This is a genomic window from Ferrimonas sediminum (assembly GCF_900100175.1).
Taxonomy (GTDB): domain Bacteria; phylum Pseudomonadota; class Gammaproteobacteria; order Enterobacterales; family Shewanellaceae; genus Ferrimonas; species Ferrimonas sediminum.
In genome coordinates this window covers 83,072-109,639 of record NZ_FNEM01000011.1, presented here as the reverse complement: position 1 = coordinate 109,639, position 26,568 = coordinate 83,072, and the positions used below count along the sequence as shown (strand labels likewise).

At 57.3% G+C, this 26,568-nt stretch carries 31 protein-coding genes and 1 riboswitch; of the genes, 18 read left to right on the top strand and 13 right to left on the bottom strand.

Features of this window, described 5'->3' with window-relative positions; translation table 11 throughout:
• Positions 1–37 precede the first annotated feature (37 nt).
• Positions 38–676: a pyridoxamine 5'-phosphate oxidase gene (pdxH, locus tag BLT77_RS13255; RefSeq protein WP_090366067.1), complete on the top strand. Its 639-nt coding sequence runs from the start codon at positions 38–40 to the stop codon at positions 674–676.
• Here pdxH and BLT77_RS13250 read toward each other — a convergent pair.
• On the bottom strand, positions 628–1,119 hold the full coding sequence (locus BLT77_RS13250; RefSeq protein ID WP_176819310.1) for a GNAT family N-acetyltransferase: 492 nt from the start codon (positions 1,117–1,119) through the stop codon (positions 628–630). The two genes, pdxH and BLT77_RS13250, sit on opposite strands and share 49 nt — an antisense overlap.
• 154 nt (positions 1,120–1,273) lie before the next feature.
• Here BLT77_RS13250 and can point away from each other — a divergent pair, with 154 nt between their 5' ends.
• From can to BLT77_RS13235, 3 genes are all read left to right on the top strand, one after another.
• Positions 1,274–1,918, top strand: coding sequence for a carbonate dehydratase (gene can / locus BLT77_RS13245; RefSeq protein WP_090366062.1), 645 nt, complete (start codon positions 1,274–1,276; stop codon positions 1,916–1,918).
• 104 nt (positions 1,919–2,022) lie between these two features.
• Positions 2,023–2,490 carry a hypothetical protein gene (locus BLT77_RS13240; RefSeq protein WP_090366058.1) on the top strand — a complete coding sequence of 156 codons (468 nt, stop codon included), beginning with the start codon at positions 2,023–2,025 and terminating at the stop codon, positions 2,488–2,490.
• Entirely contained in the window at positions 2,490–2,984 is a 495-nt protein-coding gene (locus BLT77_RS13235; protein ID WP_090366055.1) for a hypothetical protein, read from the top strand. Before BLT77_RS13240 ends, BLT77_RS13235 begins: the two co-directional genes overlap by 1 nt.
• A gap of 31 nt (positions 2,985–3,015) precedes the next feature.
• Here the strand turns inward: BLT77_RS13235 and BLT77_RS13230 are convergent, their stop codons facing one another.
• The 5 genes from BLT77_RS13230 to BLT77_RS13215 all read right to left on the bottom strand — a co-directional run bounded on the left by BLT77_RS13230 (position 3,016) and on the right by BLT77_RS13215 (position 7,849).
• Positions 3,016–4,269 carry a DEAD/DEAH box helicase gene (locus BLT77_RS13230; protein ID WP_090366053.1) on the bottom strand — a complete coding sequence of 418 codons (1,254 nt, stop codon included), beginning with the start codon at positions 4,267–4,269 and terminating at the stop codon, positions 3,016–3,018.
• A gap of 113 nt (positions 4,270–4,382) precedes the next feature.
• Complete coding sequence (locus BLT77_RS20315) at positions 4,383–4,559, bottom strand: hypothetical protein (RefSeq protein WP_156896927.1); 177 nt, start codon at positions 4,557–4,559, stop codon at positions 4,383–4,385.
• 309 nt (positions 4,560–4,868) lie between these two features.
• Positions 4,869–5,411, bottom strand: coding sequence for a YgjV family protein (locus BLT77_RS13225; protein WP_090366050.1), 543 nt, complete (start codon positions 5,409–5,411; stop codon positions 4,869–4,871).
• A gap of 58 nt (positions 5,412–5,469) precedes the next feature.
• A complete protein-coding gene (locus BLT77_RS13220; RefSeq protein WP_245709945.1) occupies positions 5,470–6,057 on the bottom strand; it encodes a Crp/Fnr family transcriptional regulator in 588 nt (195 codons plus the stop codon).
• A 31-nt stretch (positions 6,058–6,088) separates the two neighbouring features.
• On the bottom strand, positions 6,089–7,849 hold the full coding sequence (locus BLT77_RS13215; RefSeq protein WP_090366045.1) for a M61 family metallopeptidase: 1,761 nt from the start codon (positions 7,847–7,849) through the stop codon (positions 6,089–6,091).
• 139 nt (positions 7,850–7,988) lie between these two features.
• Between BLT77_RS13215 and BLT77_RS20310 the strand changes: the two genes are divergently transcribed.
• Both BLT77_RS20310 and hinT read left to right on the top strand, forming a co-directional pair.
• Positions 7,989–8,144 carry a hypothetical protein gene (locus BLT77_RS20310; protein WP_176819309.1) on the top strand — a complete coding sequence of 52 codons (156 nt, stop codon included), beginning with the start codon at positions 7,989–7,991 and terminating at the stop codon, positions 8,142–8,144.
• A gap of 60 nt (positions 8,145–8,204) precedes the next feature.
• Positions 8,205–8,555, top strand: coding sequence for a purine nucleoside phosphoramidase (gene hinT / locus BLT77_RS13210; protein ID WP_090366042.1), 351 nt, complete (start codon positions 8,205–8,207; stop codon positions 8,553–8,555).
• A 166-nt stretch (positions 8,556–8,721) separates the two neighbouring features.
• Here hinT and BLT77_RS13205 read toward each other — a convergent pair whose 3' ends face one another.
• From BLT77_RS13205 to BLT77_RS13195, 4 genes are all read right to left on the bottom strand, one after another.
• Positions 8,722–9,306 (bottom strand): lipid-binding SYLF domain-containing protein, encoded by a 585-nt coding sequence (locus tag BLT77_RS13205; RefSeq protein WP_090366040.1) that lies wholly within the window; start codon positions 9,304–9,306, stop codon positions 8,722–8,724.
• A gap of 217 nt (positions 9,307–9,523) precedes the next feature.
• Positions 9,524–10,429 (bottom strand): glutathione S-transferase family protein, encoded by a 906-nt coding sequence (locus tag BLT77_RS13200; protein WP_090366037.1) that lies wholly within the window; start codon positions 10,427–10,429, stop codon positions 9,524–9,526.
• Between the two features lie 45 nt (positions 10,430–10,474).
• Positions 10,475–10,651: a hypothetical protein gene (locus tag BLT77_RS20305; protein WP_176819308.1), complete on the bottom strand. Its 177-nt coding sequence runs from the start codon at positions 10,649–10,651 to the stop codon at positions 10,475–10,477.
• A gap of 26 nt (positions 10,652–10,677) precedes the next feature.
• Positions 10,678–11,097, bottom strand: a complete 420-nt coding sequence (locus BLT77_RS13195) for an MAPEG family protein (RefSeq protein WP_090366034.1) — start codon at positions 11,095–11,097, stop codon at positions 10,678–10,680.
• Positions 11,098–11,205: 108 nt separating this feature from the next.
• On the opposite strand from BLT77_RS13195, the gene ohrR reads away from it, so the two are divergent.
• The 4 genes from ohrR (at position 11,206) to BLT77_RS13175 (ending at position 13,263) form a co-directional block, all read left to right on the top strand.
• Entirely contained in the window at positions 11,206–11,652 is a 447-nt protein-coding gene (ohrR, locus tag BLT77_RS13190) for a transcriptional regulator OhrR (RefSeq protein WP_090366032.1), read from the top strand.
• 270 nt (positions 11,653–11,922) lie between these two features.
• Positions 11,923–12,426 carry a PaaI family thioesterase gene (locus BLT77_RS13185; RefSeq protein ID WP_090366030.1) on the top strand — a complete coding sequence of 168 codons (504 nt, stop codon included), beginning with the start codon at positions 11,923–11,925 and terminating at the stop codon, positions 12,424–12,426.
• Positions 12,426–12,860, top strand: a complete 435-nt coding sequence (locus BLT77_RS13180; RefSeq protein ID WP_028111923.1) for a PaaI family thioesterase — start codon at positions 12,426–12,428, stop codon at positions 12,858–12,860. Before BLT77_RS13185 ends, BLT77_RS13180 begins: the two co-directional genes overlap by 1 nt.
• Before the next feature lie 10 nt (positions 12,861–12,870).
• Positions 12,871–13,263 (top strand): YcfL family putative periplasmic lipoprotein, encoded by a 393-nt coding sequence (locus BLT77_RS13175; protein ID WP_090366027.1) that lies wholly within the window; start codon positions 12,871–12,873, stop codon positions 13,261–13,263.
• A 51-nt stretch (positions 13,264–13,314) separates the two neighbouring features.
• Here BLT77_RS13175 and BLT77_RS13170 read toward each other — a convergent pair whose 3' ends face one another.
• Both BLT77_RS13170 and bshA read right to left on the bottom strand, forming a co-directional pair.
• Positions 13,315–15,501 carry a cation:dicarboxylate symporter family transporter gene (locus tag BLT77_RS13170; RefSeq protein ID WP_090366024.1) on the bottom strand — a complete coding sequence of 729 codons (2,187 nt, stop codon included), beginning with the start codon at positions 15,499–15,501 and terminating at the stop codon, positions 13,315–13,317.
• 3 nt (positions 15,502–15,504) lie between these two features.
• On the bottom strand, positions 15,505–16,650 hold the full coding sequence (gene bshA, locus BLT77_RS13165; RefSeq protein ID WP_090366022.1) for an N-acetyl-alpha-D-glucosaminyl L-malate synthase BshA: 1,146 nt from the start codon (positions 16,648–16,650) through the stop codon (positions 15,505–15,507).
• A gap of 283 nt (positions 16,651–16,933) precedes the next feature.
• Positions 16,934–17,037, top strand: a riboswitch (TPP riboswitch).
• Positions 17,038–17,093: 56 nt separating this feature from the next.
• Here bshA and BLT77_RS13160 point away from each other — a divergent pair.
• The 8 genes from BLT77_RS13160 (at position 17,094) to BLT77_RS13125 (ending at position 26,103) form a co-directional block, all read left to right on the top strand.
• Positions 17,094–19,196, top strand: coding sequence for a TonB-dependent receptor (locus BLT77_RS13160; protein WP_090366020.1), 2,103 nt, complete (start codon positions 17,094–17,096; stop codon positions 19,194–19,196).
• A gap of 10 nt (positions 19,197–19,206) precedes the next feature.
• Positions 19,207–19,467 (top strand): YkoF family thiamine-binding protein, encoded by a 261-nt coding sequence (locus BLT77_RS13155; RefSeq protein WP_090366018.1) that lies wholly within the window; start codon positions 19,207–19,209, stop codon positions 19,465–19,467.
• A gap of 34 nt (positions 19,468–19,501) precedes the next feature.
• A complete protein-coding gene (pnuC, locus tag BLT77_RS13150; RefSeq protein WP_245709948.1) occupies positions 19,502–20,077 on the top strand; it encodes a nicotinamide riboside transporter PnuC in 576 nt (191 codons plus the stop codon).
• The gene (locus tag BLT77_RS13145) at positions 20,061–20,849 is read left to right on the top strand and encodes a phosphotransferase (RefSeq protein WP_090366013.1); all 789 of its coding nucleotides are present in this window, start codon (positions 20,061–20,063) and stop codon (positions 20,847–20,849) included. Before pnuC ends, BLT77_RS13145 begins: the two co-directional genes overlap by 17 nt.
• A gap of 66 nt (positions 20,850–20,915) precedes the next feature.
• Positions 20,916–21,170: a hypothetical protein gene (locus BLT77_RS13140; protein WP_090366010.1), complete on the top strand. Its 255-nt coding sequence runs from the start codon at positions 20,916–20,918 to the stop codon at positions 21,168–21,170.
• A complete protein-coding gene (locus BLT77_RS13135) occupies positions 21,167–22,006 on the top strand; it encodes a DUF6279 family lipoprotein (RefSeq protein ID WP_090366006.1) in 840 nt (279 codons plus the stop codon). Before BLT77_RS13140 ends, BLT77_RS13135 begins: the two co-directional genes overlap by 4 nt.
• A 70-nt stretch (positions 22,007–22,076) precedes the next feature.
• A complete protein-coding gene (locus BLT77_RS13130; protein WP_090366004.1) occupies positions 22,077–22,667 on the top strand; it encodes an HvfX family Cu-binding RiPP maturation protein in 591 nt (196 codons plus the stop codon).
• Positions 22,668–22,932: 265 nt separating this feature from the next.
• Positions 22,933–26,103: an HD domain-containing phosphohydrolase gene (locus BLT77_RS13125; protein WP_090366001.1), complete on the top strand. Its 3,171-nt coding sequence runs from the start codon at positions 22,933–22,935 to the stop codon at positions 26,101–26,103.
• Between the two features lie 6 nt (positions 26,104–26,109).
• On the opposite strand, the gene BLT77_RS13120 is transcribed toward BLT77_RS13125, so the two are convergent.
• Positions 26,110–26,457 (bottom strand): 5-carboxymethyl-2-hydroxymuconate Delta-isomerase, encoded by a 348-nt coding sequence (locus tag BLT77_RS13120; RefSeq protein WP_090365999.1) that lies wholly within the window; start codon positions 26,455–26,457, stop codon positions 26,110–26,112.
• Positions 26,458–26,568: the final 111 nt, after the last annotated feature.

The window sequence follows — 26,568 nt, the reverse complement described above, 5'->3', positions numbered from 1 at the left end:
GCCTGAAAGTGAATGTAGATATCAAGGAAAGGTTGTTTTGGCTGATTTAAGTGATGTACGTCGTGAATACCTCAAAGGCGGTTTGCGACGCAAAGATCTGCCCCAGGATCCTCTGGTCCTGTTTGAGCGTTGGATGGAGCAAGCCGCCGAGTCCGGCCTGAGCGATCCTACCGCCATGAGCCTGGCGACGGTGGACAGTGAGGGCCAGCCCTACCAGCGAATCGTGTTGCTGAAGCGCTTTGACCACAATGGCATGGTGTTTTTTACCAACCTTGGCAGTCGCAAGGCCAAGCACATGGCCACCAATCCTAAGGTCAGCCTGTTGATGCCCTGGCATGAGATTGAACGCCAGGTGCACATTACCGGCAGGGCGGAAAAGCTCTCCAAGACCGAGGTGCTGGAGTATTTTGTCACTCGCCCCAAAGACAGCCAGATTGGCGCCTGGGTGTCCCAGCAAAGCAGCCGAATTTCGGCGCGCCAGGTACTGGAGTCCAAGTTTCTGGAGTTAAAGCAGAAGTTTGCCAAGGGCGAGGTGCCGTTGCCGGACTTCTGGGGGGGCTACCGGGTACGCCCCGATAGCCTGGAGTTTTGGCAGGGGGGCGATCGTCGCTTGCATGACCGCTTCCTCTACAGCCGCGAGGCGGACCAGTGGCAGGTAGAGCGGCTGGCGCCATAACGCACCGGCAGCGGCCGCCGTTTCAGGGTCAGGGTGACGTCGCCGCTGGCAGGGCGGTGGCGGGCCTGCCAGCCCAGGTGCTGGTAGAAGCCGTGGGCCCGGCTATTGGTGTCGGTACGCAGACGAATCGCTTTGACCCCGATAGCAAACAGCCAGCGGCAGGCCCTGGCCAGCAGAAGTTTGCCGATGCCGCGGCCTTCATACTCGGGTAGCACATACAGGGCCCAGATGCTGCCATCGCTGCCGTTGGCGATCACAAAGGCCACCACCCGCTGCTCCATAGTACAGACCCAGCCTCGACCGCGCCGGCTCAGGTAGTTGAGCACCTCGGTGTCGGTGACAGAGCCCGGATGGCTGAGGCGATTTTCCGTTACCGACAGTCGCACGCTTTGAATGGCGGCAATGTCGTGATGACGAGCAAGGCGGAGCTGAATGGGACTCACTAAGCCACCCGAAAATGTGAGACAAGTTGGTTTAATGGTAGTTAACCGTTTGAAATGTGCCAAAAAAGCGAATGATTGGGGTTGCTGTTTCGACCACTTGAAGGCTATTTTGTCGGTATAATTTGCCGGCATTTATGAAAAACAGGAAAATTTCATGTCCAACCTAGAGCATCTGTTCCAGCGAAATCGTGAGTGGGCGAACCGAATTCAGGAAGAGAGCCCTGAGTTTTTCAGCCAACTGGCCCAGCAGCAAAATCCCGAGTACCTGTGGATCGGTTGCTCCGATAGCCGGGTGCCGGCGAATCAGATCATCGATCTGGCTCCGGGCGAGATCTTTGTTCACCGCAACATTGCCAATGTGGTGGTGCACAGTGATTTGAACTGCTTGTCGGTGATTGAGTTTGCCATTGATGTTCTGAAGGTGAAGCACATTATTGTGTGTGGTCATTACGGCTGCAGCGGCGTTAAAGCCTCCATGGAAGCGGATTATCTGGGGCTGGCCAGTAACTGGTTGCGTCACGTCCGTGATACCTACGAGGATCATAAGCTGGTGCTCGATGACCTGAGCGCAGAGGAGCGGGCCAACCGCCTGTGCGAGCTGAACGTTATCGACCAGGCCGCCAATGTCTGCCAGACCACCATCGTCAAGGCTGCCTGGGATCGGGGCCAGGAACTGACGGTACACAGCTGGATTTATGGTCTGAAGGATGGCCACATCCATGATCTCGGCTTGAAAGTGGATGGCCGTGGTCAGGTCTTCGGCGCCAGGAAGGCCGCCATGGAAGCGATCAACAGTTAGCTATCTCTTTCTAATTTATTGCTATAGTCTCCATAGTAGTTGAATTTTCTGCCCGCATCCGGCGGGCAGAAAGTGTGGTTCAACCGCCGTACTTTGGAGCCCCTATGATTGTTCGTCCCAGACAGTCCCGTGCGTTTAGCGGCGAGATCCGCAGTAACCGGCCGGTGGAAGAGGTTTTTCCGCTGTTTTGCCCGGTGCGTGAGCGTGAGTGGGTGCCGGGCTGGGATCCACTGCTGGTGTGGACCAACTCCGGGGCAATCGAGCCAGATTGCGTGTTCACCACTCAGGATCCTGCCGGACATGCCGTTTGGTATGTGGTGCAGGCCAGTGCCGACCAGGGGGTGCTGGAGCTGTTGAAAACCGTTGCCGATCATATGGCCACCCGCATCCTGATTCGCGTCTTTCCGGCCCCGGAAGGCAGCCTGATTCAACTGAATTATCGCTACACCTCCCTCAGTCCCCGCGGTGCGTCTGCGCTGGAGAACCTGACAGAGTCCTATTGGGCGCAGTTTATGCAGCGTTGGCAAAAGGCCATGGAGCGTTACTTTAGCCAACAACGGAGAACCGCCTGATGCGAGTATTGATTGCCTGTGTGTTGATGGCGCTGGCGCTGCCGGCTTACTGCTGGGATCTGGATCCGCATCTGGAGCCGCTGCGGCCGTTTTTGGGCAAAGTGTGGCGGGGCGAGTTTTCTGACTCGACACCGGAAAAACCGGTGATCGACGTGTCTCAATGGCAGCCGGCCCTGCAAGGCAAAGCGGTGCGCATTACCCACTCATTGAACCAGGGCCAGTATGAGGGTGAAACCCTGATGGTGTGGGACGCACAGGCCGGCAGCATTGTCTTTTATTACTTCACCACGGCCGGATTCTACACTCGGGGAAAGGCCTACAGCGAAGATGGTGTGTTCTATTTCCATGAAAAGGTGGCTGGCAGTGGAGACGGTATTGCCGAGGTGAAGTCGGAGGTACGGTTGGTGGACGGCCAGATGCTGCAGCAGGCGTACTACCTGAAACAGGGCGAGTGGGTCAAAGGCCACAGCGCCGTGTACCGGGCAGTCCATTAACCGGCGCGCGAGGCGCCGGCTAATGGGTTAATCAACCCGGGTTGCCCTTGGCCCGCAGGGCTGCTTCTGCCCGGGCCTTATCTTTTTTACTCATCCGTTTCCCCTTCACCGGGGCCTTACCCTGAACGTTGTCAGCGGGAGTGGTAATCAGCCGTTCGAAGCCGGCGATCTGTTCCCGTTTGACGGTGTAGCCCTTTTTCTTCTCAATGACCGAGAAGCCATGGTCGTCATCAACACCAAGAAAGCTGATGGCCGTGCCGGTGCTGCCCTGACGGCCGGTGCGACCGATGCGATGGGTATAGTCGGAAACCGAGCGGGGCAGGTCATAGTTGATGACGCAGGGCAGGTCGATGATGTCGATGCCCCGCGCCGCCAGATCCGTTGCTACCAGCACCTGCAATTCGCCGCTGCGAAAATCGGCCAGTGCGCGGTTGCGGGCACCCTGGGTCATGTCGCCGTGCAGAGTATCGACGTCGAAGCCAGCTTTATGCAGTTTGCTGGCCAGGTTATTGGCAGTGCGCTTACTGGCTACAAATACCATGACCTGGTGCCATTTGTGGTGGTCGATCAGCGACTGTAACAGGGCATTGCGCCGGTTGCGATCCACCTCAATGGCGCGAACCTCGACCTCATGTTGTTCGATAGGGGTATCGTAGACTTCGACGGTCTTGGGGGTGTTCAGCAGGGCATCGCACAGCAGATCGACTTCGGGCGGGAAGGTCGCAGACATCATCACCGTTTGTCGCTGGCGTGGCAGCAGGGCGATAATGGCATCCAGTTCCGCCTTGAAGTCGGCATTAACCATCTTGTCCGCTTCGTCCAGCACCAGAGTGTCGACCTTGCCGAGTTTGAGGGCGTTGCTGGATACCAGATCCAACAGCCGGCCCGGGGTGGCGATGACCACATCGGCGCCGCCTCGCAGAGCCATCATCTGCGGGTTAATCTTAACGCCGCCATAGACGGCGGTGACCTTGAGTTCGCCCGGCAGTGCCCGGGCAAACTGCTTCATGGTCACCGATACCTGCGAAGCCAGCTCCCGGGTGGGTACCAGAATCAGGGTGGAGACGGTGCGTACAGCGGAGGCCGGACGTTCACTTTGGCGCTGCAGAATTGGCAGGGCGTAGGCGGCGGTTTTTCCCGAGCCGGTTTTCGATTGTACCCGTAGGTCTTCTCTGTTGAAGATTAGCGGGATGACCGCCGCCTGAACCTTGGTTGGCCCCTTATAGCCCAGGGTCTGCAGGGCATGAAAAAAGGGGTCATTGATGCCCAAAAGGGGAAAGTTCATAGTGTGGCACTCGGTCTGATGAATAAGCAGCGGGCGAGTATAGCAAACCCTGCCCGAATCGCAGACACAAAAACGCCCCGCATTGGCGAGGCGTTTACACTGAGGAACGGTTTTCAGGAAACTTTTTGATGTTCGTCATTATGACTTACAAACTGTGCCAGCTCATCGGCGAACACCAAATGCAACTCTTCTTCGATGTCACGGAGGCGTTCTCGCAGTTCGGCGATGTTCTGGGCGTCCTTAAACCGGCTGTGTAACAGGGTATTGAGATTAGACTTGCTTGAGTGCATCAGTTACCTCCTTGACCCACTGAGCTATCAAGTATGGCCCTATTCGGCACAAATTCCAGAAATCCGGAAGCTCAGCAACTGGTATCGAAACCCGTAGTCAAATTTGTATCAAATTTGCTGGCCAAAGGCCAAGGAATCGATCGGAAAAAACCTCGGTTTTTGTTGTTTCAGCGACAGGTCGGAGCAGGGGCGGTTGCCGTTATGCGGGTTAGATTTGGCCTACTATTCTGATAATTAAGGATTTTAACTCGCGAGCGGCCATGAAAAACGGCTGATGCGACAGCCGTGGTTTATGAGGCGACAAAAGGGTTACTCCGAGGGAGGAGCAAGCGTTGGTGACTTTCGCCTGAAAACCGAAAAGCTGGCCGGCCGATGGAAGCGCCACAGCCCGATGAGGTTGCTGGTGATAAACAGGCTCTCCATGGCGATGGCCATCGGTGAGCCGATGACGATGTTATGAGCCAGCCAGAAACTGATGCCGGCGATCATCCCGAGGCGCAGTCGTTTATCGTCCCGCTGAAATGCGGACAGGGTTTGCAGGGCGCTGCCTGTAGCGCTGAGCAGGCTGGGTAATCCGGCCCAGCTCAGCAGGGTCAGAGGCAGGGTCAGTAGCAGAAACACCCAGCACCAAAACGGCCGGGTGGTCACCAGCGACACCGCAAAACGGACGCACGCCAGCGCCATCAACAGGGCGCCGGTCCAGTGACCCAGCAGGGCAAAGTGGATGGCGGTCAGCAGGGTCGACAGGCATAAGCAGCGCAGTACCCAGTGGCGTTGCCGGCACTGGAAAGAACACAGATCCAGCACAATGGCCACGGTGACCAGGCATTGAGAAAGCAGGTAGGACGACATTACGGGCTCGGTGAATCAACGATGGGCCACAGTGTGGCACCCCGTGCCGTCGTTGCCATTAACCTAAGTTAATGCGCCGCTTGATTCTCGACAGGCTGATGGGGCTGATGCCGATGTAACGCGCCAGTTGGGCCTGGCTGAGCACCTGATGCCAATGGGGCCACAACCGGTTCAGGGCCAGATACCGTTCCTCCGGGCTGTGAAGCAGAAACAGTGCCTCCTTTTGCTCCTTGTACAGCAGCTGCTGGCGCAACAGCGGCAGGTGCAATACCTGCCAGTCGGGTTGGTCCAGCAATGACAAGGGAACTTTAAGCAGTTTGGCTGGGGTCAGGGTTTCTATCTGGTACAGCGCCGGACTCTTGTCCAGCCAACTGGCGTACAGAAAACACAGCTCACCGGGAAAATAGAACTCCTTGCAGCGCTCTTCGCCACCGCTGGAGTAGTGACAGGCCCTGAGTATCCCCTGCATCAGGAAGAAACCAAATTGCTGCGCTTCCCCCTGGGCCAACAGGGGCCGGCCGGCCGCTATCTCAAGGGACTGACAGCGAGCCAGCCCTTGTTGCAGCGCCGATGGGCTCAGCCCCAGTGCGGTGGCAAAGCTGCTGAAGTCGGTATGGGGTGACTGGGTAATTAACATCGTCGACATTCAGCCGGAGCAGGCTCCGGCTTTGGGGGGCTTAGAGCCAGCCCCGGAGGCGACTGTCGTCCACCACCGTCAGCACCGAGGTGGTCGGTTGCGCCGGGGTCAGAGTCAGGGTGCCGGTCATCAACTCATCACGGCGGAACCAATGGCAACTGAGTTGGGCGCCGACGCCATAACGCTCCAGGGCTTTGTCCAGCTTGGTATCAACCTGCAGATCATTGACGGCCACCAGTACGTCGCCGGCCGCCAGACCGGCCCGGTGTGCCGGCCCGCCCTGAACCACATTGACCAGCTTGACCCCGAGCGGAGCGCTGGTGTATTTGGCGCCCAGCTCGACGGCCAGGGCGGAGTTGTCGCTGCCGCCTTTGTCGTCATTGCCCGATGCGGCCCGCTGAGTCAGTTGCACCCCAAACTGCGCCAGCAGCGGTGCCAGCGGCAGATCCTCGGTGCTGGACAACCAGGCAAACAGATCACTGGCATCACGGCCGATCAGTTCACTGACCAGATTCTGGTGGGTGTCATCCTCGGTGCCGATCCCCTGGCTGCCATAATCCTGCCACAGACGCTGCATCAGGTGATCTAGGCAGTGGCGGTGATCGGTTTCCAGGCGAATGTTCAGATCCAGATACAAGGCAAACAGGGCGCCCTTGGTGTAGTAACTGACAATGGCGTTCTGAGCGTTTTCATCCTGTTTGTAGAACTTGGTCCAGGCATTGAACGAACTCTGTTGCAGGGTCTGTTTAAACCGCCCCTGGCCTCGGGTTACCCGGGTCATCAATTCGCCGAGCATCACCAGATAATCGTCGCGGTCGACGCAACCGGCGCGGTAGGTGAGCCAGTCGTCGTAGTAGGAGGTGATGCCCTCGTAGGCCCACAATTGAGTGGTGTAACTTTCCTGATCCAGCTCGTAAGGTACGAACCGGGCGGGTTTAATCCTTTTCACGTTCCAGTTGTGAAAATACTCATGGGAGCACAGGGACAGGAAGGTGCGGTAACCCTCGGTCATGCCAGTCTCGGTGACCGCGGGCAGATCGGAACGGCCGCACACCAATGCGGTGGAGGCACGGTGCTCCAGTCCGCCAAAGCCGGAACCGACCACAGTGGTCATAAACAGGTAATAATCGTAGGGCGCGGTGCCGCCAAACAGGGCAATTTCAGCCTCGCAGATCTTCTTCAGATCGGCACAGATGCGATCGGTGTCGGCCCAGTGGCGCCCGGTCAGAACCAGGTCGTGCGGCACACCGCAGGCGTCGAAACTCGCCAGGGTAAATTCCCCCATCTCTACCGGATGGTCGATGAGCTCATCATAGTTGTCAGCCACGTAAGAGCCGAAAGCGTATCGTTGATTGCCGGGGGCCGGGGTCATGGCGGTGGCGACCCGCCAGTGGCGGTATTGAGCGCCCTCGGGGGCCAACAACTGCATCTCCACCGGCTCCGCTTCCCGGCCTTCCACCTTCAGAAATACGCTGGTGCCGTTAAAGAAACCATGGGTTTGATCCAGGTGGGCACTGCGTACCGACATGTCCCAGGCGTAGACCTGGTAACGCAGGATCAGGTCGTGGCAATCCTGCTGGACTTCCCAGCTTTGTTTGTCCAACTGCTTAAGCTCAATGGCCTGCTGCTGATCGAAGCCGCTGACTTCAATCAGGTTACGGCAGAAGTCGCGCACCATGTAGCTGCCGGGAATCCAGCCGGGCAGCGACAGCCGCTGTCCTTTGTGGGATTGGCCTACGCGAAGTTCGACTTCAAACAGGTGGGCCAACGGATCGATGGGGCAGATGCGGTACTGGATCATGGTGTACTGACTTCCTTACAGTGCATTAAAAACGAAAATGGGACGATTCCGCGATTTTTGATCATCATCGGAGTATTAATGGCCCTTTCTCAATAGTATCTGGGTAATTTCCCGAGTTTGACAAGGGCAGGTTCCGGCTTTGTTTGATTTAATTGACACATTAGGCCCTTTGGCGGCGCCGTTTCTGGCCATTATCGCCATCTACCTGGTCGGGGTCATGATGGCTTTAGGCTATGAGCGGGCCTCGGGAGCCGTACGCCGGAGACAGGCGCAATTGAAACGTCGGTTTCCCTAACTCAGCATTGGCAAGTATACTGACATACTTGGACAAATCTGAACAACTTGGGGGCCGGTAATGGCTGAGGAAACCATCTTTTCCAAAATTATCCGTCGTGAGATCCCTGCGGATATCCTGTACCAGGACGATCTGGTGACGGCGTTTCGAGACATTCACCCACGCACACCGACTCATGTGCTGATCATTCCCAATACCCTTATCCCCACGCTCAACGATGTGAAGGCCGCCGATGAAATGGCACTGGGCCGAATGATGACCGTGGCGGCGAAACTGGCGAAAGAGGCCGGTATCGATGAGGACGGTTACCGGGTGATTCTGAATTGCAACCAACATGGCGGTCAGGAGGTGTTCCATATCCATATGCACCTGTTGGGCGGTCAACCCCTGGGGCCGATGTTGTCACTGTAATGGGTTTTTAACCCGGAAAAGTACAGATGAAAGGAGCCTAGGCTCCTTTTTTATTGGCATCGTGAGCCCCGACCTCGATGGGCAGGCCATCGTCCACGGCTCTGCCGTGGACGAACCCGGGAAGTGAAGGGGGGCGGTGCTGGTCGTGAACGGGGCTGCGTTCAGGCTAGCCGTCATTCTCGATAAAGTCTTCGGTAAAGTCCGTTTGCCAGTACTTAAACCCCTGTACCGTCGCCTGAGCGGCTGCGCCCATCAAATTAACCTGATAGGTGATGATGCCGTCTACGTCTACGGACTGGTTGGCCGAGGCCTGGCTGTTGGTATCGTCCACGTTGGCGCTGGCTTCCGCCCTGGCTTGACCGTCAAAGCCGCCTTCCTTGAATCGGGCCAGGGCGTCCTGGTTGAGAAAAATCTGCATGTAGGCCACTTTTTTCCAGCCAATTCCGGCACCGGCGCCGGCGGATGCGAAACGCCAGTAGGAGAGCCTTCCGCCTTCATTCAACTCGCAAATTCCGCCACCGCTGGAGAGGGCAAACAGGTAGCTGTCGCTGCCGGTACACACCAGGTAGGCGATGCCGCGATCCAGATCGCTGCGAGCACCGGGATGCTGAGTGAAGATCTCCGACAGGGCCGATTGAGTTTCTTTGTGAGCGTTGGCTTTCTTGGCCTGGGGGGAATCCCCGGTGGCACAGCCCCATAACAGAGTCGAGCTAAGGGCCAGGGCCAGCGTTCTTGGCGAGCGAAGGTGCATGGATGCCTCCTGATTATTGATGGTTGCTCAGGGCGTGAACAAAATAGGTCAGCAAGGCTATTGCACACTAGCTAAACAGACACTTAACCAAGTTCCATCTTTCGATGTCAATGCCAGCCTGTTGACGCACTCCAGGCGAGATTCCTCTGGCCTGGACAAAGAGGGTCATTCGCCTCAACAGGTATAGTTGGCGTTGGTCAGTTTGTCGAAAAATTAGCTAATCCAGCTCTTTAAGTTGATACCCCTGCTTGGGGAAGTGGACATGAAGGGTGCCGTATTTGTCGCTGTTTCGTTTCACAATCCAGCGATGGCGACTGCTGCCGACCAGCACTCCCTTAACCTCATCCCTGGCGTAGTCTGTGGGCGCCAGACTGACGGATTTGCCAACCAGAGGATCGACGGCGTGCGAAGCGGGAATAACCCGTGGCTGAGAGGCTGAAGCCATGGCCAGCGCGTCCTTGCCACTGATGTTCGAAGTCTGCCCATGGCTGAATTGATGCATGCGCTGATACCAGCTACACAGTCGTTGCAGTTGTGGCGGCAGCGGCTGTTGGCCTACCTCCACCACAAACCACAGGGCGTGGTACAGGGCAAAGTCCGCATGCTGTACGGTGTTGCCGAAAAAAAACGGATACTGCAGCTGCTGGTCCAGCGTTTTCAGGTAGCGCCTGAATTGACGCGCCGAAGGCTTGTCGCCCTGAGAGGCGGTTTCTCTGGCGATACCGAGTCTATCCCAGACAAACCGCATGGCTTGCAGGGGGGACAGGTGTGTCAGCAGCACTTTCATCATTCGATTGGGTGGCAGTGATCCGATGGCGGCAAAAAAGACCTGTTTTTCTGCATAATCAATAAAGCGGATTTGGGTGTCGGTGATCTCTTTGGTACTGAGTTCCGGCTTTCCCGCCAGTTCGGCGATCTCTTCGGCGATCAAGCGGGAGTCACAGAAAATATCGGCACCGATCTGGGCTACCGGGATCCGCCGGTAGCCGCCAGCCAGAGCATCGACCACGGGGCGGGGTGGCATGGGCGAAGTCAGCACCGATTGCCATTTGATGCCGGAATAGCCGAGCATCAGGCGGCATTTTTCCGCGAACGGGGAGAGAGGGTAGTGGTGCAGAATCATGAGCGTACGCCTGAGTCTGTGCCGCGCCGATGGGGGCGGTAACGTTTAAAATTTAACCTGATACAGCGACTGTATTGTTTTTAACATTAAAGATAAAGCAACTTTAATGTTAGTGACATTCTGCTGCCTTGTTGAAGCTTCGTCGGTAAATGGGCTTTCGGCAGCCGTTGCGGCAAGGTAGCCACTGTGCTGCAAGAGGCCGGCGGGTATCAGTGACAGCATCTGCCTACCTCTTCCGCCATGGGCTTCTATTGCTGCAAATGCAGGGCGATCATCACCAGCAGCACCAGGTTGGTGATAAAGCCGATGATGAAAAAATAGCTTCTTGGACTGGGGTTTTTCTCGGTGGCGATGGCGTAGTACAGCGCCATGTGTACCAGTCGGGCCAGGGCGTAGATCCACACCAAAATGGCCAGGGTTTCGGCATCCAGCCCCATGAACATCGCCAGCAGTACGGTGGCGGCCATCATAGGCACGTTTTCCAGCGAATTTTGATAGGTGCGGTGGCTTCGAAATACGAAAGACTCATGCCCCAGAGAGTCTGCCACAACGCCGGGGATGCAGTTGCTCTGCCGGCGGTGAGCCACGATGGCAATGGTGGTCTGGGCAAACATGGTTGCCAGCATTAGCAGCAAACCGGCCTGGGCGTAGAGGTAATGGTCGAACATGGGAGACTCCATATTTAAGTGTTCGCAATTCAATTGCGCACAATCTTAATTGAGACTTTCATCAATGACAAGTATATTGTGCACAATGTTTTATTCCCCGGAGTGGTTATGGTTACCCCCAACGGCGAACTGCCACAGCTTAATTTTGATAATCAGGTTTGCTACCCGTTGTACAGCGCCGCCAATGCGGTGGTACGCGCCTATCGTCCGTTGCTGGCGGAGCTGGACATCACCTACCTGCAGTACATGGTATTGATGCTGCTGTGGGAGCAGCGGTCGCTCAACGTCAAATCGCTGGGACAGCGGATGCATCTGGACTCCGGCACACTGACACCTCTGCTGAAGCGGTTGGAATCTAAAGGGCTGGTGGTGCGGCGACGCAGTGAGCAGGACGAGCGGGTGCGGATTATCTCCATCACTGACGCCGGTATGGCGCTGAAGCAGCGCGCCGCCCGCATTCCTGAGCAGGTGGGCTGTAAGGTTGAGTTGTCCCCGGAGCAGGCTCAGCAGTTGAAGTCGTTGTGCCAGCAAGTGCTGGCCACACTGGCTGAGTAGCGTTAAAGCGTAGCGTTAGCTTGCCAGCGAGGGGCGCACGCAGGGCGGGCTTTCTGCCGCCGTGGCGTGGCCTGACCCAGGCAGTAATGATATTCTCTGACCTCCTCCGCGGCCGCCATGGCCGGGAGTCCTAAGCAAGAGGTACTTTGCTTTGATGGTGCCCCGAGCACCTGGAGTAAAAGGCAAACGATAAGGAATTCTTCGCACTATGTATGCTGTATCTGCGCATCGGGATGGTTTCCACTCTGTTGATGACAGAGGGGAGGCGTGATGCAACCGGTTAACCCCGAATTTTTCCCATTGACCGAGTTGGCCGGCCGCTTTGTCGGTGAGCTGGCGCAATGTCGCAAGCTCAATATCGAGGCTCTGGAGGCCAGTGAACACCACGTGTTGCTGAAGCTGCCTTACCACGACTCCCTGGTGGGCTATCCGGAGACCCAGGTGCTTCACGGCGGGGTGATCACCACCTTGATGGATACCGCCTCCGGTGCGGCGGTGATCTGCTCCATCTTTGCCAAGGAGCGGCAGCTTGAACTTTGTCCTACGCTGGACTTGAGGGTGGATTACATGAAAGCGGCCAAGCCCGGTGAGCCGGTGTTTGCCATGGTGGAGTGTTTCAAACTGACCTCGTCGGTGGCCTTTACCCGGGGCATGGCCTATCAGGATTCCATTGATGACCCCATTGCACAGGTAGTGTGTTCCTTCATGCGCATCGGACCAGAGCTGGTAACCGAGTCGTTCCGCAGTGCGTTGATGGGTGAGGGAGAAGGGTAATGGTGGACATTAAACCGGTTATTGAACAGGCGATTGCCGATCGGGATTACACCGAGTTGCTGGCCATCATTCCCTATGCCAGGCATCTGGGCATGAACTGTGACCAGTTGGGGGAGGAGTTGGTTTTCCGTCTGCCGAATTGCGGTGACAACATGGGCAACCCGATGCTACCGGCACTGCATGGCGGCGTGATTGCCGGCTTCATGGAGATGTCGGCCATGGTACAGTTGATGGTGGCGCTGCACACCTCCCGGGTGCCTAAAATCGTCGACTTCTCTATCGATTACCTGCGTGCCGGTTACGCCAGAGAAACCTACGCTGAATGTAAGATCACCCGCCAGGGTCGCCGTGTTGCCAATGTTTCGGTAAGCTGTTGGCAGACTAATCGTAAGCAGCCTATCTCGACTGCCCGTGCTCATTTTTTGATAGATTAGGAGATCGTCGATGCGCCCATGGACCCTGATAGTCGTATCTGCACTGGTATTGGCCGGCTGCACCACCACCACCTCAGGCCTGATGGCTCGCTCCAATGACACCGAAGTGAAGGTGAACAACCGTAACCTGGGGCGGGATCTGTCCTTGTCTGGTTTGAATCGGGCCATGGTCGGTGGTCGGCTGCAGGCACGGGCCGAGCTGACCTCCAAAGCCTCCGGCGATCTGTATCTGCAGTACCGTTTCGTGTTCTTCGATGCCACCGGCAAAGCGCTGGAGTCGGCCACCGATGGCTGGCAGCAGCTGAACCTGGCCGGCGGCGAGCGACGTCAGATCAGCGCACTGGCCCTGACTGGCGAGGCGGTGGAGTTTGAAGTGGCTGTGCGGCGCATCGTCGACGAATAGGGCTTTCGCTCCCGTTGCAACCACCGCCGCGCTTTGTCGCGGCGGTGTTGTTTATGGCGACGGTTCCACCCAGCCCAGTACGTCTTTGAGTACCGACCAGCGCGGCTGTTTCGGCTTGGCGTTCTGCCCCAGAATCCAGTAGTTGTAGAGGGTGTCGACGTAGCCGGACGCCTGTTGCATCTCCAACCAGCTGTTGAGGAACAGTTGCAACTCGATGTTGTTGCGGGCAACCACATAGGCGACCGGGAAAGATTTGACCTCCTCCCGGTTGTACAGGGTGGTGTAGCTGGGATAGAGCATGGTCCAGGTGGTGCCGGCTTCCAGGCTGATCAGCAGCGCGTCGAAATTCTGGCCATCATCTTTAAAGAACAGAAGATCCGACTCGATGCGCTCAAACACCAGGTTGGGAAATTTCCTCTCCAGTGCCGGAATGATGTCATAGTTGCCCACCGAGGCGACCCTGAGGCGGCCGGCGCGGCGGATCAGTTCATCGGTGTCAAACTCGTCGGCGCGGTAGTCTTTGACCACGAAGGCGTAATGCAGGGTCAGCACCGGGTTGGTGAAGCCCACATACTGGATGCGGTTGGTGGTCATTTGCAGCCCGGAGACCACGATATCAAAAGTGCCGTTATTGATGTTGTCCAGCACCGAGGTCGATGAGTAGGGAATAAAGGCGATGTCCAACTGCATCTCGGAGGCCAGTTTTTTCATCATTTCGATGTCCAGCCCCACCAACTCGTTATTGGCGTTGTAGAACGAAAAGGGCACCTGTAGCGGGTTGTAGCCGATTTTCAGTACGCCACTGGCTTTTATCTGATCCAGAGTTCGCGGCGCCGAGGTCGGATCCAGTTGCTCCGGCTGGTAGTTTTTCACCTCTTCCGGCAGGCTTTGGGCCGATCGCATCTGGGCCACCACTTCGTCCATGACGTAGTCGGTGTTTACCGCCTTATCCAGGGCGGCCGCGGTAACCAGCAGTACGGCCCCAAGAACCACAGGGGTTAAGCCGGCGTAGATCATCAGCCGCACCGGGTTGAGGCGAGCGTGGCCAGAGAGCATGGCAGTACCGCCGACCGCCAGAATGAACAGGTTCATGGCGGCCAACAATGAGGTAAATCGGCTGGTGAACAGGCTGGAGACCATGTACAGCTGAAACAGATCCGAGGGCAGTTCCAGCGAGTCGAGCAGCATGGGTACCGTCAGGTAGACGCTGCCAAACAGGCTGATCAGGCCGTTGATAGCCATCGGCAGATAGGTGGCAAAATCCAGGTCGCTGCCAGCAAACCAGGCGGCAAACAGCACAAACACCAGAGTGAGCAGTTTTCCCAGATTAGGAAAACTGAATACCACCGGAATGATGACATTGGCGTAATCGTCGGTTTCGTCATTGCCGATGTTGTATTTTCGGAACAGCTGTTTGGTTCGCTCAATCAGCAGCGGCAGAATGATGAAGATGTTTCCGGCGGCAAAGGCGGTGATCATCGCGTCTTTGGCGATGCCGGCGATGTCCCGGTAAGAAAATGGCGTCATTACCGCCAGAATGGCCGGCAGCACCCAGTAGGTGAGGATCAGTGTCATCACAACATGGGCGGCAAAATAGACCTGCAGGCGCTGAAATTCGTCGATATCCATGGTTCCGGCCGTGGAGGCGGTCATGGCGAAGATCCCCACCGGCATCAATTTAACGATGTACTGGGTCACCCTATTGAACGCTTCTCCCAGCAGTTGCATCGGTTTTAATAGTGCCTCTTTATCATCGATGGCGATCAGGGCGATGCCAGTGGCGACACAAAACAGCACAATGGCGGGGATGTAGCTGTTGGACATGGAAAAGAACGGGTTAGCGGGGATGTAGAGATCCATCAGGCTGATGGCCTGGGGATCCTGTAACACCGACAAGCTGAAAAAGTCGCCCGCCTGCCATTGGGGAAAGGTAAAGCGTACCAGGTACATGGTCACCAGTCCCAGGGCCCAGATCACCAGCATCAGTTTTCCCACATGCATCGCCAGGCTGCGGGCCTGATGGTAGGACAGATTGCCAAGGCTGGAGATCAGCGACACCATAATGTAGGGAATGATGGTCATCTGCAGCAGCTTGACGAAGGCATCGCCGATGAAGGCCATCCAGGCCAGGGTTTCGCCAAAGAACAGTCCGGCACCAATGCCTGCGGCAAACGACAGTAACACCAGGGTCGACATGCTCATTCCGGCTTTAGGCGCCTGGGCAGTGGCAGTAGTCATAACTTAGCGGCTTCCTGTTTTAGCGGAGCAAGTGGCGATGGCCTGACGGTAACAGTGTAGATACCGTTCGGCTTTTTCGGCGGGATTGAAACGTTCGGCGGCACGGTGGCGTCCCGCCTGGCCGAATTGATGCTGGCGCTGCGGATTGGTGAGTATCGCCAGCAGGTGGCGGCTGTGGGCCTCAATGTCGTCGGCGGGGGCCATGTAACCGCTGACCCCATGCTCGACGACTTCGGGGATGCCATCCACATCACTGCTGACCGTGGGTACACCGCAGGCCATGGCTTCCAGTAACGCCATGCAGAAGGACTCCCGGTAACTGGGCTGAATTACGCAGTTGGCGAGGGGCAAATAGTGTTCGACGTTGCGGATATCGCCGATAAAGCTGACTCTGTCGCTGATCCCCAGTTGATGGCATTGAATTTGACAAGCCTCCAGACAGGGGCCGCTGCCAAGCAACACCAGCCGGGCAGAAACGGCATTGTTTAGGCCAGCAAAGGCACTGATCACCGCCTGGGTGTTTTTTACCGGACGAAAGTTGGACAGGTGCATGACAATTTTTTCATCATCCGCGGCCAGGGTCGCCCGGGGCACGACTTCGGGGTTGTCCGGACGGAATTGATGCAGGTCGATAAAGTTGTGGATGACTTCGATGGGGGTGTCGACCTGGAAATGGCGCTGGATGTAGTGCCGCTGGAAGTTCGAGACGGTGGTGACACAGGTGCTGCGGTTGATACTGAACTGATTCAGGGGGTAAAGGGGTCGATCCTGGCCGATCAGTGTGACATCGGTGCCGTGAATGGTGGTGACGACCGGAAACGGCCTGCGAGTAATTTCGCTGGCCAGGTAGGCGCACAGGGAGTGGGGGATGGAGTAGTGGGCGTGCACCACGTGCAGCTGGTACTGGTTGACGACCTCGACGATCTTGGCGGTTAACGCAAAGGTATAGAGAGGATCCTGAAACAGGGGGTAGTGGATGGCCTCAACCAGATGAAAATGCACATTGGGTTGGTTGCGACTGAGTTTGAACGGGGGGGCGCTGGAGATGAAGTGCACCTCATGGCCGAGGCGGGCCAATTCATGTCCCAATTCGGTAGCCACCAACCCGGATCCCCCGATACTGGGGTGACAGACAATCCCTATCTTCATCTGCAGATGTTCCTTTTTCTTTTGGACTCAGGCTTATGGCCTGGGGCGGCAATCCATCTGGGCTCAGACTCCTGTATTGAGCGCGCTTTGCAGCATCCGGCTTCTGTGCCTGTACTGTTTCGGTAAGTTTCAAGCTATGCAAAAATCGCGAATTTTACAATGTTGAAACGGATCAGTTTCGTCACCGGCTATCGTTATTAGGCCATGATGTGGTGAATTATTGGTCGTAAAGTTGGTTCAGGCTCGATTCAGAGTTCGCTGTTGTTACAACTCTGATATACTGGTCGCTGCCTCGGGGTGTATCACGACAGATACTGAGATTCCAACTGGAGAACCCGCGAACCTGATCCGGATAATACCGGCGTAGGAAAGGTCTAACCTTTGATATCCCTGCCCAAAATCCGGTCGTATCCCTTTTAGTTTTAATGAGACGTCTAAAAGTCATGCGTACCAAAGTTTCCCTGATTGCCCTTGCGGTCTCCTTTGCGGTTCACGCCCAAGAGATCGAAACCATCACCGTTAACGCCGATCTTCGCAACATCGAGCTGGAGCAGTTGCCCGGCTCGGCCACCGTGGTCGACAGCCAGGCCATTAAAGATGAAGGCGGAGAACACTTCGAACAGATCCTGGACTCGATTCCGAACCTGAACTGGTCGGGCGCCACCTCCCGTCCCCGCTACTTCCAGATTCGAGGTGTGGGAGAGCAGGAGGATTACAAGGGCGCGCCCAACAGCTCGGTTGGCTTTATTGTGGACGACATCGATCTGTCCGGCCTGGGTATGGCCGCCAGCTTGTATGACCTGCAGCAGGTGGAGGTGCTTCGCGGGCCTCAGGGCACCCAGTACGGTGCCAACGCCCTGGCGGGGCTTATCTATGTGAAAAGCATGGATCCCAGCGACGAATTTGAGTCTGGCCTGACCGCCACCCTGGCCGAGGACAATCAGCAGACTTATGGCGGCTACGTCTCCGGCGCGGCCACCGACACTCTCAACTACCGGGTGATGGTGCACTCCAACCAGCAGGACGGCTTTCGTGACAATCTCTACCTGGGGCGGGAGGACACCAACGCCCGGGATGAGCTGACCCTGAGAACCAAGTTGTTGTGGCAACCCACCGACCGGCTGCAGGCAAAATTGACCTTCCTGCACGCGGATCTGGACAACGGCTACGACGCCTGGACCCTGGACAACAACGGTTTTGACACCATTACCGACAACCCGGGGGAGGACTCTCAGCGCACCAACGGCGCGTCGCTGAACCTGAACTACGACATCAATGACGCCCTGGCGCTGCGGGCCATTACCAGTTGGAGCAACACCCACGCCACCCACGCCTATGACGGCGACTGGGCCAATGATGACTATTGGGCCGATCGCACCTGTTATGGCGAGCCTTGTGTCTATGTCTACAACTGGAGCAAGGCGCTGAAGCGGGATACCCTCAGCCAGGAGCTGCGGCTCAGTTCCCGGGAAGCGGGGCGCATCTTCGGCGGCACCACCGACTGGTTGGTGGGGGTTTACGCCAACACCCTGGAGGAGGCCAACTACCTGGCCATTACCGAAGCCTATGACGCCAGCGGCAGCTACTTCTCGGATCAAAGCTCCGATTACGACGCCGACAGTCAGGCGGTGTTTGGCCAGCTGGACAGCAGTCTGGGGCGCTGGACCCTGTCCGCCGGTCTGCGTCTGGAGCAGCGTGATGCCAGCTACCGCGACAGCACCGGGGAAGCCTTCGACACCGACGAATCGATGTGGGGCGGTCACCTGTCTGCCAGTTATCAGTTCAATGAGAATCACAACGGCTATGTCCGCATTGCCCGGGGCTACAAGGCGGGCGGTTTCAACATGGGGCTGCCGAAATTCTTGTCCGACAAAACCCAGTACGACACCGAGACCCTGTACAACTACGAGGTCGGGCTGAAAAGCCACTGGCTGGACGGCGCGCTGACCTCGGCACTGGCGTTGTTCTACATGGATCGCCAGGATCAACAGGTGGAGGCGTCGGTTCAGGAGCCGGGCAGTGGTGATTTTGTGCTGTACACCAGCAATGCCACCGACTCGAACAACTACGGCGCCGAACTGGAGCTGAACTACCAGGTGACCGAGGCGCTGCAGCTGCACGGCAGCGTGGGTTGGCTGGAAACCGAGTACGGTGATTACGTGCTGCAGCTCGGCGAGGACAGCTTCCGGGATCTCAGCGGCCGCGAGCTGGCCCATGCGCCCAACTACCAGTTTGCCGTTGGCGCCACCTATCGCCACGATCAGGGCTGGTTTGCCAATGTGAACCTGTCGGGTAAAGATGAATTCTACTACTCCGACAGCAACGACTCGGTGTCCGACCCCTACCAGGTGCTGGATGCCAAAATCGGCTATGAAGCCAACAGCTGGTCGCTGTACCTGTGGGGGCGTAACCTTACCGATGAGAAATACGGTGTGCGCGGCTTCTACTTCGGTAACGAGCCGGATCAGGGGTGGGTTGATAAGCAGTACATCCGTTACGGCGATCCTCAGCAGTTCGGCGTGACCTTCAACTACGACTATTTCTAAGGAGTTGGCAATGCAGTTGTCAGTAGAGATCAGCCTGTATCCGCTTCAGGATAACTATCTGGCGCCGATTCAGTGGTTCATCGCCCGCATGGATTCCTATCCCGAGATTCAGCGTAAAACCAACGCCATGAGTACCCAGATTGGCGGCGATTACGACACCGTGATGGCGCTGCTGGCCACCGAGATGAAGGCGGCCCATGAGCAGTGGGGCAAAGGGGTCTTTGTGTGCAAATTCATTCCTGGTGGTGTTGACCTTGACCACAGTGAGTGATGCCCTGACCGAGGCACTGGCTCAGGCCAGTGCCATGAACCTGTGGGAGGGGCTGGCCGTCGTGCTGGCCCTGGCGTACCTGCTGTTTGCCATGCGCGGTAGCCTGTGGTGCTGGCCGGCGGCGTTTTTCAGCACCCTGATCTACACCGTCCTGTTTTGGGAGGTGTCGCTGCTGATGGAGTCGGTGCTTAACGGCTACTACCTGTTGATGGCGTTGTACGGATTCTGGCAGTGGCGCTACGGCGGCCGCGGCGATGGACTGAGCTACCAGACCTGGTCGGCCAGCACCCATGTACGGCTAATTGGGCTGACGGCGCTGACGGCGCTGGGACTGGGCTACGTGATGGACAACTACACCCATGCGGATCTGGCTTATCTGGATTCCGCCACCACCTGTTTTGCGGTGGTGGGTACGGTGATGACCGCACGCAAGGTGGTGGAAAACTGGCTCTATTGGGTGGTGATCGATCTGGTGTCCATCTATCTGTACATGAGTAAGGGGTTGGTTCTGACCAGTGGCCTGTTTGTGATCTACGTCGGTTTGGCGCTGGCCAGCTATTTCAGTTGGCGCAGTGCCTACCGCACTCAGGGCAATGCCGTTGCGGCCTGAAACCCTGCTCCATCGACTCAAGGGCTATGAGCACTTCAGCCTGCGCCCCTTTGATCGCGGCAGTGCCAACGGACTGTTCGAGGTCATCGGCCCGGCGCAGGAGACCCTGATGCGGGTTCATGATACCTGGGCCACAATGGGCGTCGATCGTGGTCGCGAAGCGGCGCTATGGCACCTGGCGTGTCAACAGCGGCTGGCGCCGGAGCTGATCCACTGGGATCCGGCCCATCGCTTCTGTGTCATGCGGCGCTGGGGACAGGCAGCCGACACACTGCCCCCGAGTGAGGCGATATCGGTGCTGCTGGCGTTTCACCGCCTGCCCGCCGCGCCGGCGCCCTGGGACTACGCCGCCAACCTGTGTTCAGAGCGCTGGCCAGCGGCAAAGCAGTGGCAGGCCCAGCTGCTCGCCAGCGCCTTGTCCGCCGGTCTGTGCCATCACGATCCCGGCCGGGGTAACTGGCTGTGTCGGCACGGCGCACTGCGACTCATCGATTTTGAATACGCCGGCTGGGGCCACCCGCTGTGGGATCTGGCTTGTCTCGACGTGGAGTGGGGCGCCGAGGTCGGGAGTTTGGTGCTGAAGGGGTATTACGCCGCGTTGGGTCTTACGCTCAATGACGCCGAGTATCGGGCGCTGGCCTCCGCCCGTCGCCTGTACCTGGCCACCAGCATCGACTGGTGCCGGCAAGCCATGGAGCAGGGGGGCGATCTGGCCCAGCTGCAGACCTGGCTGAGCCGTTATCAGCAACTGCTCGGTGCCTGCGAGGATTGAGCGGCGCTTGATTCATGGTGAAGATCCGCTAGGTTGAACCTTTAAGGACCTTACAGGCAGGATGCCATGGAAACCACAACAGCGGCGGTGCACATCGCCCGTCAGGGCCCAGTCCGGGTCGTTACCCTCAATCGCCCCAACACCGTGGATGGCCCCACCGCCGAGGCGCAGCGGTCTGCATCTATCGAGTTTGAATCCCGACCCGAGCTTAACGTGGCGGCGCTGGCCGCCATGGAACTTTTGGGGAAACCGATGGTTCCAACTGATAGATGTCTGATATCGAAGGAGTACGGTGTGGTGCTGACAAGGAGGGGAGTGTGAAGACTCGATGGGTGGTGATCGTTGCTCTGGCGGTGGTTCTGAGCGGCTGTAGCACCAAGTTTGTCTACAACTGGCTGGACTGGATTATCGAGTGGCAGGTCGAGGATTACGTCGATCTCGATCGTGGCCAGGAGCGCCAGTTGCAAGCCATGATCGACGACTTGATGGAGTGGCACCGTTACAGTGAGTTGCCCAGGTATCATGCCCAGTTGCAACGGTTGCGCACCCAGCTGGATCACGGTTTCAGTGCCGAGGACGCCCAGGCCCATATTACCGAGCTGGAGCAGCACTGGTTTCACATCTTTGACCATCTGCTGCCCAAACTGGTGCCGCTGCTGCAGTCTTTCAGTGACCAGCAGGTGACCCAGATGATGACGGCGATCAGGAAAGAGAACCAGAAGGACATCGATCGTTATCTGAAACGGGATCTGGACGACCGGGTGGTCATTTCCAACAAGCGCATGGCCAAAAGCCTGAAGCGTTGGGTCGGTAAGTTGACGCCGATGCAGGCTCAGGCGGTGGACGATTTCAACCGTCAACGGCATCAGTCGATGGATTTGTGGGTCAGTTACCGGGAAGCGTGGCAGAAGCGCTTTCAGCAGGCGATGATCGATCGCGCCGACGGGCCGGGACTGAGGCGTGATCTGGCGGTGCTGCTGGTCAACCCGGACAGCGTGCGACCGCAGGAATACAAAGACCAGCTGAGCGTCAATCAGCATCGGTTCGCCGAGTCGCTGGTGGAGATCAACGACAGCCTGACAGGAAAACAACGCAAAAGACTCAATCATCAACTAGGATCCTTGATAGATGATCTCGCTGATTTATCGAAAAAATAGTTTTTTTTGAAAGTCGGAGGGGACGGTTCCGGTCTACTCAGTCAGTAGTCAAAGTTAAAGGAATATGGATATGCAGGCTCTGACCTCCCTGTGGCAAGGATTCTTTCGCGCAACGCAATTCCTGGAAGGGCTGGCGCCTTTGGCCCTTAGACTGTATCTGGCCCCAATCTTTATTCAGGCGGGCTACAACAAGCTTAGCCATTTTGAAGATACCGCCGCCTGGTTTGGCAATCCGGAGTGGGGGCTGGGGCTGCCGTTTCCGGAGGTGATGGCCGGACTGGCGGCCGGCACCGAGTTCTTTGGTGGTATTCTGCTGGTCGTCGGCTTGTTTACCCGCCTTATCAGCCTGCCGTTGATGGTGACCATGTTGGTGGCGGCGTTTACCGTGCACTGGGAAAATGGCTGGTTGGCCATTGCCGATGCCTCCAGTTGGCTGGCCAACGACCAGGTGATGGCCGCGCCGGAAAAACTGGACCGGGCCAGGGCCATTTTGCAGGAGTACGGCAATTACGATTGGCTGACGTCGTCCGGCAAGCTGGTGATTCTCAACAACGGCATCGAGTTTTCCATTACCTACTTTGTGATGCTGCTGGCACTCTATTTTCTTGGTGGCGGCAAATACACCAGCCTGGACCACTTCTGGGGTCCTAAAGCGCGTTAGCCCTTCCAGTTGCCGTGCCGGGGATTGCCGGCGCGGCACCGTTAACCCTAAGCAGCGGCTTCCTTCCGACTCAATAATTGTTTGATTAATAGTCGCCTATCCCTTCTCAAGTCACCTATTTCCAGTTAGCTTTAGAGCCGTAGGTCAGAGACTGTGAGCAGGCTTGGACGCGGGCATACATTCACCTCCGTTTCCCCACTCTGTTCTCAAGATGGCTTGCGTCACGCCACTCTATTAATGGATTAACGGAGAGGGAGACAGCCCTATGACCACTTCTACGCCGAAAGGCGTGTCCATTCGGGTCACCGTGGTGTTTGTGTTTGTCATCGGAACCCTGGTCACCGCCACCTGTGCCATCGGTTTGCAGTATCTGTTTGCCTCCAAAATGGCCACCGAAGCAGTGACGACCCAGGCGACGATGCTGGCCAACACCACCCGGGAGCGAGTTAACGGTGTCAGTACCAAAGCCGCCCACAGCGTGGAGTTGCTGGTGCACAATGCCTCGCTGCTTAAAGAGGGCCGGGTTCAGGTGGGGGAGGTGGATTCCCTGTTTGCCAGCCTGCTGGAAAACAATGGCGAATTTTATGCGGTCTATCTGGGGCTGGCCAATGGCGACTTCTATGAGCTCATCAACCTGGAAGCCAGTCCGCAGATACGGCAGCAGTTGGGTGCATCGTTGGTAGACCGCTTTGTTAAAGTGATCGTTCGGGATCGTCAGGGGCAGCGCATTAAACAGACCCTGTTTCTGGATGATGCGCTTCGGGTCCTGCGTCAAACCGAAGCGGTATCGGAGTACGATGCCCGCACCCGGCCCTGGTTTCAGATCGCCTCGACCTACCAGGTGAAACGTACCGAACCCTACCTTTTTCAGCATCTGCAGGCTCCGGGTCAGACCTTTTCCATGAAAAATGCCGACAGTGGTGCAGTGGTTGCGGTAGACATCGCCTTGTCCACCATGTCGGCCTTTTTGTCTTCTCAACTCAATATCGGCACGCCCATTGGGGGGGGAGAAGCCTTCCTGTTCGTCGGCGATGGCCGCTTGCTTGCGTCTAATCAGGCGGTGGTTGCCGAAGAGCGGCGGGCATTGGCACCGGTACCGTTAAGTAACAGTGAGCGCGCCTATCTGAACTCCATTAGCCCGATCACCGTCTCTAATGAGCGGGACTGGGCCCCGCTGGATTACACGATTTCAGGTCAGCCAAGGGGCTATGTGGTGGAACTGACCCGAATGTTGGCCGACAGCCTGGGGTTAAATCTGGAGTACATCAACGGCTTCTCCTGGTCTGAGTTAACCGAACACTTTCATGCCGGGCGCATCGATGTGCTGACGCCGGTGTATCGCACCGAAGAGAACCGGGACTGGGGCATCTTTTCCGATCCACTGGTGACGATGCCGATGGCCCTGGCAACGCGCAGTGAATCGCCAGTCTATTCAAGCCTGGCCGATTTGAGCGGCCAGGTGATCGCCGTACCAGCGGGCTGGTCCATCGTGTCGGAGATTCGTCGTCACTATCCACAGATCGATGTGTTGGAGGTGGCCTCGGTGACCGAAGCGATGCGGGCGGTGATCGAGGGGAAGGCCGAGGCGGCACTGGAGACCGAAGTGACCCTGAACTACCACCAACGGGTGTTTTATCTGACGGGGTTAACGATTCATGCCGGCATCGACATTGGCGCCATCTCGTTTGATTCGGATCTGCGCTATGTGTTCCAGCCTCAATTGGCACCACTGGCGCCGCTGATGAACCGGGCATTGGCCCAAGTCAGTGATCAAGACCGCGCCTATCTGGAGCAGCGCTGGCTTAATCCTAATGACGCCACCGAAGCGAGTTTGTCACGCACCGTGCCCTATCAGGCCCTCACGACCCTGGCTGCAGAGCCTGCCCGCCATGGAACCTTGGTGGAGATGTCACTCGATGGCCGTGACAGCTTTGTGCTCATCGCCCCCCTGGGCTACGGTCACGACAGCTATTTTGGTCTGGTGCTGGATGTCGATGAAGTGCTGGCGGCCAGTCGTCAGGAGGTGTACCTCTCCATCGCAGTCAGCTCACTGATTATCCTGTTGATGCTGCCGCTGTGTTATCTGCTGGCGAACCCCATCGTCAACCCCATACGGGATCTGGCGGCGGAAAACCGCAAGATAAAACGGCGCCAGTATCATCTGGTCAGCAAACGGCACTCGGTGATCAAGGAGGTCGATGATCTGGCGGACTCCCTGGTGGAGATGTCTGCCGCCATTGCCACCCATGAGGCCCGGCAACAACAGTTGATGGACTCCTTTATTGAGGTGATCGCCCAGGCCATCGATGATAAATCCCCCTACACTGGCGGGCATTGCCGGCGGGTTCCGGAGCTGGGGCTGATGCTGGCTGAAGAAGCCAGTAACAGCGCCGCCCCGTCGTTTCACGATTTTTCCATCGACAATAAAGACAAATATCGAGAGTTCAGGTTGGCTGCCTGGTTGCATGATTGCGGCAAGATCAGTACTCCGGAACACGTGGTGGACAAGGGCAGTAAGCTGGAAGCCAACTACAACCGCATCCATGAGATTCGTACCCGGTTTGAGGTACTGTGGCGTGACTGCGAGATCGCCTATCTGCAGGAACGACTGGCCCGGCCCGGTGACGACCAGGCCGCACTGGCTCGTAAGCGCGGTCAGCAGCAGAAACTGCAGCAGGAGTTTGAGTTTGTGGCCACCTGCAACGTCGGCGGCGAGTTCATGGGCGACGATAAAGTGCAGCGTTTGCAGCAGATCGGCGCCCAAACCTGGATCCGGCATTTCGACGACCGACTCGGCCTGTCGCCGATGGAGGAGCGCCGTCTCGCCCCTGCCTCTGATACCTTGCCGGTGGTAGAGACCTTGCTGGCAGACAAACCTGAGCATCGCGTTCCCTGGCCACGCCAGCCCGACTATGACCCGAAACTGGGGATTACCCTGGAGCCGACGGAACTGCAGAATCACCTGGGCGAGCTGTACAATCTGTGTGTCAGTAAAGGCACCCTGAATAGCGAAGAGCGGTTTCGCATTAATGAACATATGGTTGGCACCATCAAAATTCTCGAGAGCCTGCCGTTTCCACCTGAGCTGGCCAATGTTCCGCGGTTTGCTTCAACTCACCATGAAACCCTGAAGGGCACCGGCTACCCCAGACAGCTGCAGGCTGAGGATTTGTCTGTCGGTGAGCGTATTTTGGTGCTGGCAGACGTGTTTGAGGCGCTCACCGCCGACGACCGGCCCTACAAAAAGGCCAAACCCCTGAGTGTCGCCATCGACATTCTGCACAAGATGGTACTGGATGAGCACGTGGATCCGGAGGTGTTTGCGCTGTTCCTGTCCAGTGGCGTGTACCTGAAGTACGCCAGGGAGTACCTGTCTGAGGCGCAGATCGATGAGGTGGACGTGGAAGGGTACCTGAAACCGGGCCGTTCGGCTTGACGCTGGTTAGCCGAGCATGCGCCGATTGCAGTAACTGGCTTTCTCAAACTCAGACACGTTCATGGCGATGTTGGCGACGTTGGGGTAGCGCTGACTCAGCAGACGGACCATGGCCCGCGATAAAGCGGCCTTCTGGCCGGTGCTGCGTCCATCCATGATCCAGGCGAACACGTGGATAAAGGGGGCGTCTGTCCCGCCAACCAGACCGGTTGAGAAAGGGCGAACCCGGACCTTGATGTCGGCTTCGTTGAACAGGCCGCTGTCCATGGCGATACGGTGAATATCGGTTATGACGTCGACTTCACCGTATTGCTCAAATACATCCTGGGAACACTCCATGACAAAGTGGGGCATGATCTTTCCAATTTTGCTGGTGGGGCGCCCATCCTAACACGGTTGGCAGTGATGACTCAGTGGCCCGGAGCGGTGAACCGAAAGAATCGCCAATGAATGCGGTTTAGAATG

Excerpts from the sequence above, each read along its gene's own strand:
- can (WP_090366062.1), top strand. The coding sequence starts at position 1,274 with ATGTCCAACCTAGAGCATCTGTTCCAGCGAAATCGTGAGTGGGCGAAC.
- BLT77_RS13240 (WP_090366058.1), top strand. The coding sequence starts at position 2,023 with ATGATTGTTCGTCCCAGACAGTCCCGTGCGTTTAGCGGCGAGATCCGC.
- BLT77_RS13235 (WP_090366055.1), top strand. The coding sequence starts at position 2,490 with ATGCGAGTATTGATTGCCTGTGTGTTGATGGCGCTGGCGCTGCCGGCT.
- BLT77_RS13230 (WP_090366053.1), bottom strand. The coding sequence starts at position 4,269 with ATGAACTTTCCCCTTTTGGGCATCAATGACCCCTTTTTTCATGCCCTG.
- BLT77_RS20315 (WP_156896927.1), bottom strand. The coding sequence starts at position 4,559 with ATGCACTCAAGCAAGTCTAATCTCAATACCCTGTTACACAGCCGGTTT.
- BLT77_RS13225 (WP_090366050.1), bottom strand. The coding sequence starts at position 5,411 with ATGTCGTCCTACCTGCTTTCTCAATGCCTGGTCACCGTGGCCATTGTG.
- BLT77_RS13220 (WP_245709945.1), bottom strand. The coding sequence starts at position 6,057 with ATGTCGACGATGTTAATTACCCAGTCACCCCATACCGACTTCAGCAGC.
- BLT77_RS13215 (WP_090366045.1), bottom strand. The coding sequence starts at position 7,849 with ATGATCCAGTACCGCATCTGCCCCATCGATCCGTTGGCCCACCTGTTT.
- hinT (WP_090366042.1), top strand. The coding sequence starts at position 8,205 with ATGGCTGAGGAAACCATCTTTTCCAAAATTATCCGTCGTGAGATCCCT.
- BLT77_RS13205 (WP_090366040.1), bottom strand. The coding sequence starts at position 9,306 with ATGCACCTTCGCTCGCCAAGAACGCTGGCCCTGGCCCTTAGCTCGACT.
- BLT77_RS13200 (WP_090366037.1), bottom strand. The coding sequence starts at position 10,429 with ATGATTCTGCACCACTACCCTCTCTCCCCGTTCGCGGAAAAATGCCGC.
- BLT77_RS20305 (WP_176819308.1), bottom strand. The coding sequence starts at position 10,651 with ATGCTGTCACTGATACCCGCCGGCCTCTTGCAGCACAGTGGCTACCTT.
- BLT77_RS13195 (WP_090366034.1), bottom strand. The coding sequence starts at position 11,097 with ATGTTCGACCATTACCTCTACGCCCAGGCCGGTTTGCTGCTAATGCTG.
- ohrR (WP_090366032.1), top strand. The coding sequence starts at position 11,206 with ATGGTTACCCCCAACGGCGAACTGCCACAGCTTAATTTTGATAATCAG.
- BLT77_RS13185 (WP_090366030.1), top strand. The coding sequence starts at position 11,923 with ATGCAACCGGTTAACCCCGAATTTTTCCCATTGACCGAGTTGGCCGGC.
- BLT77_RS13180 (WP_028111923.1), top strand. The coding sequence starts at position 12,426 with ATGGTGGACATTAAACCGGTTATTGAACAGGCGATTGCCGATCGGGAT.
- BLT77_RS13175 (WP_090366027.1), top strand. The coding sequence starts at position 12,871 with ATGCGCCCATGGACCCTGATAGTCGTATCTGCACTGGTATTGGCCGGC.
- BLT77_RS13170 (WP_090366024.1), bottom strand. The coding sequence starts at position 15,501 with ATGACTACTGCCACTGCCCAGGCGCCTAAAGCCGGAATGAGCATGTCG.
- bshA (WP_090366022.1), bottom strand. The coding sequence starts at position 16,650 with ATGAAGATAGGGATTGTCTGTCACCCCAGTATCGGGGGATCCGGGTTG.
- BLT77_RS13160 (WP_090366020.1), top strand. The coding sequence starts at position 17,094 with ATGCGTACCAAAGTTTCCCTGATTGCCCTTGCGGTCTCCTTTGCGGTT.
- BLT77_RS13155 (WP_090366018.1), top strand. The coding sequence starts at position 19,207 with ATGCAGTTGTCAGTAGAGATCAGCCTGTATCCGCTTCAGGATAACTAT.
- pnuC (WP_245709948.1), top strand. The coding sequence starts at position 19,502 with ATGAACCTGTGGGAGGGGCTGGCCGTCGTGCTGGCCCTGGCGTACCTG.
- BLT77_RS13145 (WP_090366013.1), top strand. The coding sequence starts at position 20,061 with ATGCCGTTGCGGCCTGAAACCCTGCTCCATCGACTCAAGGGCTATGAG.
- BLT77_RS13140 (WP_090366010.1), top strand. The coding sequence starts at position 20,916 with ATGGAAACCACAACAGCGGCGGTGCACATCGCCCGTCAGGGCCCAGTC.
- BLT77_RS13130 (WP_090366004.1), top strand. The coding sequence starts at position 22,077 with ATGCAGGCTCTGACCTCCCTGTGGCAAGGATTCTTTCGCGCAACGCAA.
- BLT77_RS13125 (WP_090366001.1), top strand. The coding sequence starts at position 22,933 with ATGACCACTTCTACGCCGAAAGGCGTGTCCATTCGGGTCACCGTGGTG.
- BLT77_RS13120 (WP_090365999.1), bottom strand. The coding sequence starts at position 26,457 with ATGCCCCACTTTGTCATGGAGTGTTCCCAGGATGTATTTGAGCAATAC.